General features: G+C 47.3%; 7 protein-coding genes. 1 reads left to right on the forward strand and 6 read right to left on the reverse strand.

The genetic code is table 11. The features are described 5' to 3' along the window. The 6 genes from L1D44_RS17790 to hemC all read right to left on the reverse strand — a co-directional run. A partial coding sequence (locus tag L1D44_RS17790) for a retention module-containing protein (RefSeq protein WP_239892658.1) occupies positions 1-2,012 on the reverse strand: 2,012 nt, incomplete at its 3' end. Positions 2,013-2,256: 244 nt separating this feature from the next. Further along, complete coding sequence (locus tag L1D44_RS17795; protein WP_239892659.1) at positions 2,257-8,382, reverse strand: retention module-containing protein; 6,126 nt, start codon at positions 8,380-8,382, stop codon at positions 2,257-2,259. Positions 8,383-8,659: 277 nt separating this feature from the next. Beyond that, positions 8,660-9,829 carry a heme biosynthesis HemY N-terminal domain-containing protein gene (locus tag L1D44_RS17800; RefSeq protein WP_239892660.1) on the reverse strand — a complete coding sequence of 390 codons (1,170 nt, stop codon included), beginning with the start codon at positions 9,827-9,829 and terminating at the stop codon, positions 8,660-8,662. Then, the gene (locus L1D44_RS17805; RefSeq protein ID WP_239892661.1) at positions 9,829-11,007 is read right to left on the reverse strand and encodes a uroporphyrinogen-III C-methyltransferase; all 1,179 of its coding nucleotides are present in this window, start codon (positions 11,005-11,007) and stop codon (positions 9,829-9,831) included. The genes L1D44_RS17800 and L1D44_RS17805 overlap by 1 nt, the downstream gene beginning before the upstream one ends. A gap of 64 nt (positions 11,008-11,071) precedes the next feature. Beyond that, positions 11,072-11,803 (reverse strand): uroporphyrinogen-III synthase, encoded by a 732-nt coding sequence (locus tag L1D44_RS17810; protein WP_239892662.1) that lies wholly within the window; start codon positions 11,801-11,803, stop codon positions 11,072-11,074. A 7-nt stretch (positions 11,804-11,810) separates the two neighbouring features. Beyond that, a complete protein-coding gene (gene hemC / locus L1D44_RS17815) occupies positions 11,811-12,743 on the reverse strand; it encodes a hydroxymethylbilane synthase (protein ID WP_239892663.1) in 933 nt (310 codons plus the stop codon). A 200-nt stretch (positions 12,744-12,943) separates the two neighbouring features. Between hemC and L1D44_RS17820 the strand changes: the two genes are divergently transcribed. Further along, positions 12,944-15,367 carry a class I adenylate cyclase gene (locus L1D44_RS17820; RefSeq protein WP_239892664.1) on the forward strand — a complete coding sequence of 808 codons (2,424 nt, stop codon included), beginning with the start codon at positions 12,944-12,946 and terminating at the stop codon, positions 15,365-15,367. Positions 15,368-15,420 lie beyond the last annotated feature (53 nt).

Consider the following 15,420-nt stretch of genomic DNA (forward strand, 5'->3'; position numbering starts at 1 on the left):
GGGGTGATATTCAGGCTTGAGTCGTCAGTGCTGTCGCCATCAGACACGGTGTAGTCAACAGTCGGAACCGTTCCGTTCCAGTTGTCCGCCGAGTCAAAGCTATAGGTGCCATCTTGATTGATGATGAGGGTTCCGGCATCGAGAGTCACGGTGTGGCTGGTCACGCTGTCGCTGAAGCTGTAAGTTACACCATCAACAGTAAAGCTCGTGAGGGATACCTCGCCATCAACACTGCTGGTGCCCTCTAACAGRTCGCCGTTATGCAGCGGACTGTCTTCTGCGATCTCAACCAGCTCACTGGCATCAGTGAACGCATCGTTTGCCGGGTTGACTTCAATACTGAGCGTAGCACTTGAGCTAGTATTGGTAGTGTAGGTGATGACTGGTACGCTGCCGTTCCAGTTGTCATTAGGCGTGAAGGTGTAAGAGCCATCTTCATTGATGACTAATGAACCACCTTCGAGTTCGACCGTGGTGCCTGCAGTATAGGTCTCACCATTGACTTCAAAGCTGACAACTGAGAGATCGCTATCGATATCTGAGTCGTTATCTAATACGTTACCTGTCGCAACAGTGTCTTCATCAATAGTATTGCTGTCGTTAGCCAAGATGCTTGGAGCATCAACCGGAGTCACTTCAAGTGTCAGTGTTGCGCTCTCACCCGTATTGGTAGTGTAGGTGATGACTGGTACGCTGCCGTTCCAGTTGTCATTAGGCGTGAAGGTGTAAGAGCCATCTTCATTGATGACTAATGAACCACCTTCTAGCTCGACTGTGCTGCCCGCTGTATAGGTCTCACCATTGACTTCAAAGCTGACAACTGAGAGATCGCTATCGATATCTGAGTCGTTGTCTAAAACGTTACCAGTGGCGACAGTGTCTTCATCAATAGTATTGCTGTCGTTAGCCAAGATGCTTGGATCATCAACCGGAGTCACTTCAAGTGTCAGTGTTGCGCTCTCACCCGTATTGGTAGTGTAGGTGATGACTGGTACTGTGCCATTCCAGTTGTCATTAGGCGTGAAGGTGTAAGAGCCATCTTCATTTATAACCAGTTCGCCACCTTCTAGCTCGACTGTGCTGCCCGCGGTATAGGTCTCACCATTGACTTCAAAGCTGACAACTAAGAGACCGCTATCGATATCTGAGTCGTTATCTAATACGTTACCAGTGGCGACAGTGTCTTCATCAATAGTATTGCTGTCGTTAGCCAAGATGCTTGGATCATCAACCGGAGTCACTTCAAGTGTCAGTGTTGCGCTCTCACCCGTATTGGTAGTGTAGGTGATGACTGGTACTGTGCCGTTCCAGTTGTCATTAGGCGTGAAGGTGTAAGAGCCATCTTCATTTATAACCAGTTCGCCACCTTCTAGCTCGACTGTGATGCCCGCGGTATAGGTCTCACCATTGACTTCAAAACTAGTAACAGAGAGCTCGTTATCAGAGTCAAAGTCGTTGCCTAAAACGTTACCTGTCGCAACAGTGTCTTCATCAATAGTATTAGTGTCATCTATGGTATTTGTCGGGCTATCAAAAGTATTACTTTCTTCCGCATTTAGATTGTCACTTAAGTTTTCTGCTTGGGGGAGGGGTTGCCCTGAGGTCTCAAAACCTGCACTAGCAATAGTTTCAGTTCCACTACGGGCAATAGATACATGACTTGAGCCGCCTTCATTGCCCGCCTGGTTACCAGCAGCTGTATCTGGGCCTTCAGTTGGATCTTCACCAGCAGCAATTAATGCTTGGATCTGTTCAATTTCGCTTAATGCTTCCTCTTCAGGAGTAAGAGAAGCATTACTTATATTTAGGGGGGGACTTGTGGGCTCTGACGATAGAGAGCTACCATCATCCAATAAAATCTCAACATAACTGTCTTCTGCAACAGATATATTTGTTCCAGCAGGAATAGATTGACCTTGGCTAAGCTGTTTTACACTACCGTTAATATTAGCGGTAACGACACCATTTAGATTTTGGATATGCCCAGCCTGCGCTGTAATTATCGATTTCATTGCCCTGCTCCCTGCAAAAACAAAAGTGTTGCAAATGCGAAATTTAAGTAACCCATAATTGGTTTATGTTACACACTGTGTTGATTTTGGTCAATTTATTGACGCTTTGTTTTGGGATTGTTTGGCTGAGGCTGTGATGGTGGGAAGTGGGAGAGAGAATAAAATAAGGCAAAGACCACTATATATAGTGGTCTTTGCTTAAGTGCTTACTAATTAATAGAGTTGTTCGCACTTTTGACTGATATTAAGGTAGGTTTAAGCCGTCATCAATTTGATCATATGGCGGGATAAAGGGCGTCGTATTTGGGTCGACGAGCAAGCCTTTATCCGTAATTAACTCTGCGATGATAAGGCTCGCATCACTGGTTCCATAGATAGTTGATAAATCAACTCCATCGAGAACAATCATGACACTGCTTGTGCCTGAACCTAGCCCATCTGCATCGACAGTTATTGTGGTATTGCCGCCGCTGAAGCTAAACGATAGGAAATCTTCTAAGCTTCCGTTCTCTTCACCTATAAGTAACTCGGATAGGTCAAGAACATCGATGTCAGGATTAAAGTTAAATACAGTATCAGTGCTTCCATCGGCAGTGTCTGACTCCCAAACAAAGAAGTCTTGTTCACCATCATCGCTACCGTTTAGTGAACCACCATCCAAGCTATCATTGCCCTGTCCACCAGATAGGTAATCTCGACCAATTCCACCATCAAGAGTGTCGTCTCCGATCCCTCCGATTACGAAATCATTGCCGTCACCGCCTTCAATATCATCATTACCAGAACCGCCAACAAGCTCATCATTACCTGCTAAACCTCTTAATATATCGTTATCTTCGCGCCCGAAAATACGATCATCTAGATTTGCGCCAGTTAATAAGTCGTTATTGGTACTACCAAAGATTAGATTATTGATATTGTCGCTGCCAACGATAGTAATGGAGTCATCGGCTATTTGCTCATGGGTGAACACCGCTTCGACAAATCTTGCTTGGAAATTACCTCCATTGTTATCGAGATAGGTTATTCGCCACATATCATCTGCAGCGACAGGGTTTGCCATAATGTAATCGGCTAAAGAGGTCGTGGTTGGATCGCCGTTTGCGTCGAGAAGAAAGATTGCTGAATAGTCTATTTCAGCTTTCATTAGTCCAGAGTCAGCGTCATAAGACCAAGTGATGATACCGTCACCATCGTTTTCAGGAATAACTTCAAAGATGGCTGTGCCGATAGTTAGCCTTGCAGAGACCTCCATCTCTCGGGCTGCCCCTGCGTTGGTATTAGCACCTCGCTCGTTAATGGGGACGGGAATATTTACAGGAGTCTGTTGAAAGTCAGTAAATAATAGTAATGAACCGCTGGCTGGATCTGAGTTGAGGGCGTTGGCAAACAACTCTGTAATCACTAAATCAGCATCTTGATCATTACCTGAGTTTAGCGGGCTCGAACCATCACCGATTTGTACGGTTTGGCTAGCCAAACCATTCGCTGGCACAGAGTGAATAATAAACTCACCATCAATAGAGTCACTACCAGAGTTGATTTGGAATGTGAAGGCTAAGTCCATTTGATAATCGACCTCGCCGTTATCCCCTGGAACATATACTAAGGTTTCTATCTCAGTTGCACTGAGTATTGGTGGGGAATTAAAGTCGATTATGGTGAGAGTATTGTCACCATCTGCCATATAGTAAACACTTCCCAGTTCTACATCTGGATCTAACCCCTGCGTTAGTAGCGTCATGGCTAGGTTAGATACAGTTACGCTGTCATTTGCATCAATGTCCGTAGGCATCGCAATTAATAACGGATAACCGCTTAAATATGGATCTGTGATCTCGTTAAGGGACGCAGGAACCCATATTTCTTTGGCAAACTCACCTTCTATAGCATCGTTAACACCATTAATTGTAATCGTGACTTTCTCTGTATCATACGCACCATTCGCATCGGTGACGGTGACATCAAAGCTAAGACTAATAGACTCGGAGACTCCGAGGAATTGGATTAGGTCATTGGTGACACTGAAATCCCAACTATCTTGATCGGCTGAGAATCCGTTTACAATTTGATCTATTTGCGCTTGAGTTAGAATCAGGCTCAAGTCGCCACCACTCCAGCTAATATCTCCATTGTAATCAGAGCTTACCGAAGCCGTGTCGCCAGTATCAACATCGGTAAAGCTAAGGGCACCAGTATCGCTGATTAACTGATTAACTACATCTAGGTCTTCGGTTACTTCTCCTGATGTATCGACTGTAAGTACCGGAATATCATTAGTACCTGTGATGGTAATGGTCACAAGCTGAGTGCTGAAGGCGCCATGTTCATCGGTGACAGTCACCAAGAATTGCTCCTGCTTCACATCGCCAAGCGCCAGTTGATCCACCAACACGTTGTCATTGAGGGTGTAGGTCCAGGTACCCGTATTAGAGTCGATAACAAAGTTACCGTAAGTGCCTGCGGCGTTACCGCTCCAGCTTAAGATGGCACCATTATCGATATCATCGGCGGTTAAGGTATCCGAGGCCACTAAGGTGCCGGGCTCAGGTGTATTACCACCGGGCTGCACACCGGCTTCGACCACATCACCCATCGCCGCTTGGGCAGAGGAGCTGATCTCAGGCATGTCGTTGGTACCTGTGATGGTAATGGTCACAAGCTGAGTGCTGAAGGCGCCATGCTCATCGGTGACGGTCACCAAGAACTGCTCCTGCTTCACATCGCCAAGCGCCAGTTGATCCACTAGCAAATTGTTATTGAGGGTATAGGTCCAAGTCCCCGTGTTGGGGTCGATAACAAAGTTACCGTAAGTGCCTGCGGCGTTACCGCTCCAGCTTAAGATGGCACCGTTATCGATATCATCGGCGGTTAAAGTATCCGAGGCGACTAAGGTGCCGGGCTCAGGGGTATTGCCACCGGGCTGCACACCGGCTTCGACCACATCGCCCATCGCCGCTTGGGCAGAGGAGGTGATCTCAGGCATGTCGTTGGTACCTGTGATGGTAATGGTCACAAGCTGAGTGCTGAAGGCGCCATGTTCATCGGTGACGGTCACCAAGAATTGCTCCTGCTTCACATCGCCAAGCGCCAGTTGATCCACCAACACGTTGTCATTGAGGGTGTAGGTCCAAGTCCCCGTGTTGGGGTCGATAACAAAGTTACCGTAAGTGCCTGCGGCGTTACCGCTCCAGCTTAAGATGGCACCATTATCGATATCATCGGCGGTTAAGGTATCCGAGGCCACTAAGGTGCCGGGCTCAGGTGTATTGCCACCGGGCTGCACACCGGCTTCGACCACATCACCCATCGCCGCTTGGGCAGAGGAGGTGATCTCAGGCATGTCGTTGGTACCTGTGATGGTAATGGTCACAAGCTGAGTGCTGAAGGCACCATACTCATCGGTGACGGTCACCAAGAACTGCTCCTGCTTCACATCGCCAAGCGCCAGTTGATCCACTAGCACGTTGTCATTGAGGGTGTAGGTCCAAGTCCCCGTATTGGGGTCGATAACAAAGTTACCGTAAGTGCCTGCGGCGTTACCGCTCCAGCTTAAGATGGCACCGTTATCGATATCATCGGCGGTTAAGGTATCCGAGGCCACTAAGGTGCCGGGCTCTGGCGTATTACCACCAGGCTGCACACCGGCTTCGACCACATCGCCCATCGCCGCTTGGGCAGAGGAGCTGATCTCAGGCATGTCGTTGGTACCTGTGATAATAATGGTCACCCATTGAGTGCTGAAGGCGCCATGTTCATCGGTGACGGTGGCGAGGAACTGCTCCTGCTTCACATCGCCCAGCGCCAGTTGATCTACCAACACGTTGTCATTAAGGGTATAAGTCCAAGTCCCCGTGTTGGGGTCGATAACAAAGTTACCGTAAGTGCCTGCAGCGTTACCGCTCCAGCTTAAGATGGCACCATTATCGATATCATCGGCGGTTAAGGTATCCGAGGCCACTAAGGTACCGGGCTCAGGGGTATTGCCACCGGGCTGCACACCGGCTTCGACCACATCGCCCATCGCCGCTTGGGCAGAGGAGGTGATCTCAGGCATGTCGTTGGTACCTGTGATGGTAATGGTCACAAGCTGAGTGCTGAAGGCACCATACTCATCGGTGACGGTCACCAAGAACTGCTCCTGCTTCACATCGCCAAGCGCCAGTTGATCCACTAACACGCTGTCAATGAGAGTGTAGGTCCAAGTCCCCGTGTTGGGGTCGATAACAAAGTTACCGTAAGTGCCTGCGGTGTTACCGCTCCAGCTTAAGATGGCACCGTTATCGATATCATCGGCGGTTAAGGTATCCGAGGCCACTAAGGTGCCGGGCTCAGGTGTATTGCCACCGGGCTGCATACCGGCTTCGACCACATCACCCATCGCCGCTTGGGCAGAGGAGCTGATCTCAGGCATGTCGTTGGTACCTGTGATGGTAATGGTCACAAGCTGAGTGCTGAAGGCGCCATGTTCATCGGTGACGGTCACCAAGAACTGCTCCTGCTCGACATCGCCCAGCGCCAGTTGATCCACCCACACGTTATCATTGAGGGTATAGACCCAAGTCCCCGTATTGGGGTCGATAACAAAGTTACCGTAAGTGCCTGCAGCATTACCGCTCCAGCTTAAGATGGCACCATTATCGATATCATCGGCGGTTAAGGTATCCGAGGCCACTAAGGTACCGGGCTCAGGGGTATTGCCACCGGGCTGCACACCGGCTTCGACCACATCGCCCACCGCCGCTTGGGCAGAGGAGCTGATCTCAGGCATGTCGTTGGTACCTGTGATGGTAATGGTGACCACTTGGGTATCCGATAAACCATACTCATCGGTGACAGTGATGGTAAAGCTTTCGGTTAATTCATCGCCATAAGCCAAGCTATTAGCGAGTTCGTTATTTAAAGTGAATAGCCATTCACCCGTAGATTCATTAAGAGTGAAGATTCCATATGGCGTCACAGGATCATCATCAAGTTTCCATGTGAGTACGGCACCATTATCTACGTCATTGGCCGTTAGCATACCGCTAGCTTGCGCTATCCCTGCCGTTTCAATATTACCGCCAACGAGCACGCCAGCTTCAATCACGTTACCTTGGGCATCTTCGAGAGAGGAGGTGAGCTCCGGGGCATCATTTTCCCCGGTAATAGTGATATTAAGGGCTTGAGATACAAAGTCGCCATCACTATCGGTTAGCTGATAGTTAAAGGTTTCTAACAGTTGCTCACCCAAAGCAAGAGCTTGTATCTCTGGTAGCTGGTTGTTTAATTGGTAGCTATAGCTACCATCGGCGGAAATGATAAGTGAGCCATAAACTCCAGATATGATCGTATTATCGGCAATATCACTGCTGCTATTTTCGCTATTACTTATTTGGGTTACAGCGGCTAAATCGGCACCAAGAGTGTCGTTTACAAGCACATTACCTATTACACCATCTAAGTCATTCTGGCTGATTTGGTTACTATCATCTAATCCGCTAGGTGCGTCATCAACGACGTTGGCAGTGACTAAGCTTGTGGTTTGTACCCCTTGGTTGTCAGTGAGCTGCAGTAGGAAGAGTTCAGAGAGGGTATCTGAGTCTGAATGGTCGAGCGCAGCGACTAAGGTATAACTGTAGGTTAATACCGAATTGATAGAGTCATAACTACTAATAGTTAAGATACCATATTGGGTCGTGACAGACACTGGTCCTACAAAGTTACCATCACTAAAAACGGCTACGCCGTTAATACTAAGGGATTGGATACCCGCTTGAACATTCACCGATACGCTTTCTGCCTGAGATAACTGTGCGGCTTGAGGCTCTGATCCTTGTTCTAGATGCCTTTCGTATAGGGTGACGGCACGTGCAGAGAGTCGAGGAAGGGCAAACTCTGTTAAGAAAACTGGTAACTCATCTATCGGAGGGAGCTCTACTTGCACAAAGCCTGCTGTGTCATGTCCTGCGTTGGCAAGGGTTTCGTCACCCGTTCGGTTAACGGCAATATAGCCGCCGCCTTCATTTGCTGTTTGAGGCGTGTCACCTGCTGCTGTATCGGGTAGGCTCGCAGTTGGATCTTCGCCACTGAGGATCTGTTCCTGTAAGGCTGCGACTTCAGGATCGAGTTCCGTTTCTATCATTTCGCTTGGCTGAATGTCACTGTCAGTAGCAATTGGGCTGATAACCAAGTCATCTTGATTGGCTGTGGTGCCGTCGCTGTACTGTAATGTGAACGTGGTGCCTGCAGAAATCGTAAAGGTTATATTCTGTTTTAAGGTGTCTCCAAGGCGAAGTGTTACTTCTTCTCCCTGATTATTTTTTGTATTGATATTGCCGGACAGCTCAACAATCGTGGCGTCCTGCTTAAGCATATAGGTATCCATCATAAAGTGCTCTAACTCGCTCATCCATGAGTTAAATAAAGGATTAGCTGTACTTCGTTAGTCATTATTTTAGGTACATGCAGTATGAATTTTGAACTGCTTTGGGCTGTTGTCAAATTCTGGTAAGTCAAGTTCTAGGGAGTAATTAAGTTAATTCTGAGATTTGTTCTATGAACCGAAATGCAATCAATCAGTTAGGTGCAGATGAATGTTTGGCTGTTATAGCTAAATAAAAAAAGGTCGCCGAAATGGCGACCTTTAGTTAAAAAAGGTATAAGCGCTAAATAAGTTTAGCCGCATTACGTCTGGTTTGTAGTGCCCTGTTGAGTTCGCCTAAGTGCTCTTGGGCATCGGCTAGTGCATGCAAACTGGATACGTCATCTTTTAGGTAACAAGCCTTCTGCCACCAGATTTTAGCTTGGTGGTAATCATGGTTTTGTTGATAAAGCTTGGCTAAACAGACTTGGTAGTCGAGATTATTCTCATACAGGGATTCTAATGCTAATAGCTGCTTTTTAGCTTCCACATCTGTCGGCGTTAAGACTTCAGCTAAGGCTTCAAAAATAGATGCGCTTGGCGATATTTTTACCTGCTTGATAAGCATTTTTATCGCGTCATCTTTACGCTCGAAGCGGCTTAGGCCGATGGCATATTGTGCAATATACTCTGCTTGTTTTCTCTCGGCTCGGCTTAGCCAATGCCAGCATTTCTCTAGCTCTTGATCGTTAGCTTTGCTCGCTTCAGTTAACAGCGCCATATTGGTTTTAAGGGATAAGGCTTGAAACGCTTCATCGGTTAGAACATGCTTTTTATTCACGATAGGTAGCAGTAACTTAAGTGCCTGCCAATCCTGTTGAGCTTGGTACAGCTCAATGGCTAGCTTTAGTACCGGCAACTTACTCTTGCTGGTTGGGTTGAGCTTATTTAATTCTTCTCTCGCAGCAGCTAAGTCACCTTGCTGCAATAAGTAGCGTGTACGGCTGGTGCGCACCGCTTTCTCGGCTAACGGCTCGAGTTGTGCCTTGGCTAAGTATTCATCACGAGCTTGGGTGTTGTTCTGATGATGTGCGGCTCGAGCGGCAGCGAATAAATTCAGAGCTGGAATTTCACCTTTCTCTGCTCCTTTGGCCATGGCTTTCTCTGCTGCTGGCCAATCTTCTTCTGCTAACGCGAGCGCGCCAAGCAGGGTGTGTTTTCTCGCCGCTTTTTTACGCCACCTTTCTGGGAGGTAGCGGCTGCTGAGTATCATGTTTAAAAGCCAGACGACAACAAACTCAATTAGCTGCAATAAGCTATAAAAAATGATGAGTGCAATGACGGCAAATACGATGCTGGTTTCGACTTGGTAGTCGCCAATTGCGAGGTACAGATAACCTTTGCTGCCGACAAGAAATGGACTAATACATAGCCCGAGCAAGATGATAATCAGATAGACGAGAGCTCTAACCATTACTGCGTCTCCTCTGTCATCAAGTTGCCGTAGGTGACTAATTGATTCAGTAGGTTAGACGCTTCGAAGCGGTCAATGCTGGTCGTTTGAATTTTTAGTGTTTCTAACGCATCTAGCGTTGCAAGCGTATCTATGGTTAACTGATCTTTAAGATCGAAGTATTGATAGATCCACTTTCTCGCCAGCTTGATGGAGTTACGATAATTAACCTGATCTTGACGATAAAGCGCTAGTTGAGCCTGTAGTAGTTTATTACGGGTATTTTCGACTAAGTACCATTGTTGGTCGGGCTCAAGCAAAGGTGCAGCATCCGTGGTACGTTTTCTGACGATGACGAAGTCATCAATCAATGCCTGCCATGATTTCGCTAGATTAGACTGCCAGTCACCGAGTGAATCGCTCACTTCTGTATCGGCGAGTTCATCGGCCGAAAAGTGCGTTTCGGCTCGATTCAAAGGCAGTTTATCTAAACTATCTATGATGGTATCTAAGGTGAGCACGGTACCCGAAATATCTGTGTTCTTAACCGCCGATACGGCAGCAATATCTTTCGAAAGAGCCTTTCTTAAAGGCATTAAAGAGGGATCTCGCATCGATTTAATGCGCTCATCAGCCGCCTTTAACAGGCTAGTCGCAGTGCTTGGATCTTTCTCTAACCAGAGCTTCTGCCCTGCAAGCCTAACCAGATACTTTGCCTCTTCAGCACGCCAGTGGTTTGGATTACGCTGGGCAATAATCGATACGCGTTCTTCAAGCTGAGTCTGTTGTTCGAGTGTTCGCGCCATGGCTAAATCAACGCTCGATTTAAATTGGTTCTGTTGCTGCTCAAGAGAAGAGATGCGCTGATTCGGTTCAACCAATACCGTTTGTAGCGTACGATTTAGTTCTTGCTGCAGATCAACTGTTTCAGCTCGCTGAGTTTGCAGCTGTTGATAGAGGTAATAGCCGCCAGCTGTGGTAGCAAAAGTCAGTAACAGCAATAGGAATAGGGTAAAGATAAGTCCCCAAGGTGTGGGCGTATCTTGAGCTGACGGTGCTTGCTCGGCGCTTTTGTGAGAGTCTGGGCTTTCGTTAGAGGCGGTTGGTGACTCTGACTGAGTGTCGATAACTGGCTGCGCCGCCACAGTTTGCTCAGTTGTTGGCTCTGAAGCGCTGGCGTCAGTGTTCTTGGTTTCCATTAAACAGTCCTTGAAAGCTATGATGCTGCGGTGATAGCGAGTATGAACTTACGTCAGCGGCGAACTAGTTTAAAGATAACGCAGCTAACATGGCATTAGTGTTAGCGGCCGTCGCATTGCTGACATGCATAAGACCATAGGCCTTTGCCTTTTCAAATACTCGGGGGCTAGGGACTATAATATGACAAGTTTGCAGCCAAGCAAATAGCTCTTTTGGTACTGTTTTAACTAGGTTATCGAGTATTTCGCCGCTGGTAATGATAATAGTGTCAATACCAAAGCTTTGCCATTGTTGGCAAAGGTTTGCGCTATCAAGCGTTGGGCAGCCCCGTTTGTAGACTTCCCAATAGCTAAGCTGGGCCCCCCTATTGATGAGCTCTGAGGCTAAATCTTCCCGACCGCCTTGACCTCTGACAATAATGACTTGTTTGCCTGTCACATCGGCTAATGTGGGCAGAGTCAGTAACCCTTCAGTTTGTTGGCAATCTTCCGGTGCTTTTTGGGCATTTATGCCCAATTGTTTTAGTGCGGCATGCGTGGCATCGCCGACGGCAAAATATTGCGCCGAACTAGGCCATTGGTTATCGATTGCTTGAGTAGCAAAGGCAACGGCATTGGTGCTAATAAAAATGATAATGTCGGCTCGATTGAGCAGAGTATCTATTTGGTTAGCATTAAGATTAGAGGTGGGCTGAACGTTAAGTAGGGGCGTGATGAAGTAAGAGACGTTGCGTTGAGTCAACGCCTCTGCCATCAACTGATTGCGCCCTTCTGGGCGCGTCAGTAAGACTTTCATCTAGGTGTTACGCGTTCGCGTAAACAGCGTCAAGAATGGTTTTAGCACCCTTGCTTAGTAGCTCTTCTGCTAGTGCAACGCCTAACTTCTCGGCATCGGCAGTGCTACCAGAGGTTGTGCCAGTGATGATTTGGCTACCATCAGGGTTACCCACTAGACCGCGAAGGTTTAATGTGTCGCCGTCGATTTCAGCATAAGCACCGATAGGTACCTGACAACCGCCTTCAAGACGAGTGTTCATGGCACGTTCTGCAATTACACGCATACGAGTTTCAGCATGCTCAAGTGGCGCAAGCAGTGCTTTAACACGAGCATCATCTGTACGACACTCGATACCTACAGCGCCTTGGCCGTTTGCTGGTAGTGATTGTTCTGCAGAGATAAAGCTAGCGATTCTTTCTTCAAGTTTTAGGCGCTTAAGACCCGCTGCAGCAAGAATGATGGCATCATAGTTACCAGCATCAAGTTTTGCTAGACGGGTGCCAACGTTACCACGCAGATCTTTGATAACAAGATCTGGACGTGCAGCGCGAATTTGGCACTGACGACGTAGGCTAGAGGTACCGACAACTGCGCCTTGTGGCAACTCTTCGATTGTCTTATAGGTATTCGATACGAATGCATCACGTGGATCTTCACGCTCACAGATCACTTCAAGGCCTAGACCTTCAGGGAATTCAACTGGTACATCTTTCATCGAGTGAACTGCGATATCTGCTTGGCCTTCTAGCATTGCGACTTCAAGTTCTTTAACAAACAAACCTTTACCGCCTACTTTAGCTAGGGGCGTATCTAAGATGATGTCACCTTTAGTGCTCATTGGTAGCAATTCAACAGTGAGGCCTTCGTGGATTTTTTCCAGTTCAGCTTTCACAAATTCGGCTTGCCACATGGCAAGAGGGCTCTTACGTGTTGCGATACGGATCAGATTTTGAGACATGCACGATATTCCATCTTAGAACTTATTTGCGTCAATGCTAACACTGCCCGATTACAGATGTAACGCTCTGCTGCCGATTCTTTGAAGTCTACCCTATTCTAAATTGATAATAAGTGTGATCGTGATCACAATAGCTTGCTGCCGATCGGTTTGACGTATACATTAGGGGGGAGTGATTTATCTTTCTAAGGTGGAATAATTTGTCAGAAGAGCTTGATAAGCTTCAGCATGCCGCCGAGCGATTAGACATTATCAGGTACGCTAGAGCGATAGCATTGCTGTCGCCATTAAAGCGTCATCTTCTTCGGCTTATCCCTGTTCTCTTGCATTACCACGCCCCTAAGCTACCTGGCTATAATGGTCCTTTCACTCCAAGTGGGGTTGTGGATTATCATATCGAGGCCGATACAACCGATGCCTGTGAAACCCTTGAGATAGATCTATCGACTGCAGACACTGCCGATATTCCCTTAATTGAGGGGGTTTATAGCATGGGCAGTACCGCCAGCTTTGGACAAAATCCCCAGAGTGATGTCGATGTTTGGCTGGTTCACAGTGATTTGTTAAGCAAGAGTCAATGCGAATTGCTGGTAAGTAAGGCGGTCTTACTGAGCCAGTGGTTTGCCAAGTTTGATTTTGAAGTCAATATCTATCTTGTGCATCCGGATCAGTTTATTAAAGGGCAAACCGAGCAAGTCGATCCCTATAACTGCATGGGACACGAGCACAGTGGCAGTGCTCAGCACTGGTTATTACTGGAGGAGTTTTATCGTAGCCAGTTTCGCTTAGCGGGTAAGCCTATTGCGTGGTGGCCCAATGCAGATAAGTCTTCAAAGTTATTATCCTTAGGTGATGCAAGCGCATTGCCAGCCAGTGAGTATTTCGGTGCCTCACTTTGGCAGTTATATAAGGGCGTTGAAAAACCCCATAAGGCACTACTAAAAGTGCTCCTTCTTGAAGCTTACGCCAGTGAGTATCCCCATACCCGTTTGGTGAGTGAGCGAATTTGGCAACGCACCTTGCAAGGCGATTTCTCTTCCAACAATGATGCCTATTACCTGCTTTATGAATCGATAGAGTCCTATCTGTTAGGTCGCGGTGACAGGCGTAGGCTTGAAATTGCTCGCCGTTGTTTTTATCTAAAGTGTGGCGTAAAGCTAAGTCAGAGTGACAAAGCTGTCGATTGGCGTTACTACAAGATGAAAAAGCTGGTGAGTAACTGGAACTGGTCTGAAAGCTTACTCAAAACCTTAGATAACTGTGAAGATTGGCACTGTGGTCAATTGCAGTGGTTTAACGAGCAGCTCAATGAGTTGATGCTAGGCAGTTATCGTACCTTATTGCAATTTGCCTCGACCCATAGATTAAGCGAAAGCCTACGGATTTCTGAACTCGGGTTACTCACCCGTAAATTACACACTTATTTTAGTGAAGACGCTCACCAGATCATGCGGCTTAATTCCCTTTGGAGTCGTTCTATTTTAGAGCCGTATCTCTCGGTGATCTACAGCTCTCAGGATGGGTATTATTATCTGTATCGCTGCTCACCGGAGCCGAGAAACTTCCTTGAGCACAGCTCGGTATTTCACTCTAAGAGTAAGGCTAAACTCTTGGTTTGGGCCAGCCTTAATGGGGTGGCTGATGATAAAACCCGCTGGTTTGAAGTGCGTCAGAGTAAGCGCAAATCCATCTATTTGACCCACGCGGCAAATCGACTCGATGGACTGATTGTAAATGAATCGGTCAAGGTGTCTAAGATGGCGCTTTACCAGCCTTGGCATTTTCGCAAGTTAGTGTTTCTGCTTAACTTTAATAATGATCCGACAGAGAGCTGGGCAGGGCAAGATATCATGGTCGACTATATGAACAGTAATGTGTTCTCCATTGGGCGACGTCATCAGAATATGGTGGACTCTATCGATGTGATCAGTCTCAATAGCTGGGGGGAGTGGCATTGCCATCATTTTGAGGGAGAGAAGAGTATCTTGGATGCGCTGTCGTTTGTTACCCCTGGGATGAAGCGTGCGAGTGCTAGGGTCTCGGTCGAGGTGATTAGCTGCTCGAGTAAATTACGTTCGCAGACGGAGCGGACTGTGAAGGATTTATTATATCGGGCGGTACGTCTGAGTCGACAGGCTCAAAGCTCAACGACTTTAGGTTATGCATTGCAGGTCGGAAGGCTACGCTATGGGTTGTTTTTTAATAACCGTGGCATGCATTACGAAAATTTAAGTGACGCTAAGTCTTTTTATCAACAACTCTCTCAGCGCAAACTACTGGAACTGCCTAGGCCAACCTTAGGCGATGAGCCTTTTTCTAAGCTGCCGGCGGTGATTCAAGACTATGCGGCTAAGGGGGCGATTCAATATTTCTTGCGTCAAAGAAAACAAGGCCTGGATGTGTTTATCTTGGATGAGATGAATGAGCTGAACCACTATGTGCAAGAGGGCATAGATGTGAATGCATTAGTCAATCAACTGAGTCACTTTCATACATTTGAGGATCCACAGCTGACTCGGGAGAACTTTAATTTACCGCAGTTCTTTATGTTGGATCGCGTTAAGGGGGTGCTAACCGCAGTGCCTTTTGGCGTGAGTATCGAGGCCTACGAAGTCGATTTTTAAGCCGCAGCGCTGAGAATGTTAAAGGCGGTAGTATTGAGAATTGCTGAATGAGG

It is taken from the genome of Shewanella sp. Isolate13 (genome assembly GCF_022398325.1).
GTDB lineage: Bacteria > Pseudomonadota > Gammaproteobacteria > Enterobacterales > Shewanellaceae > Shewanella.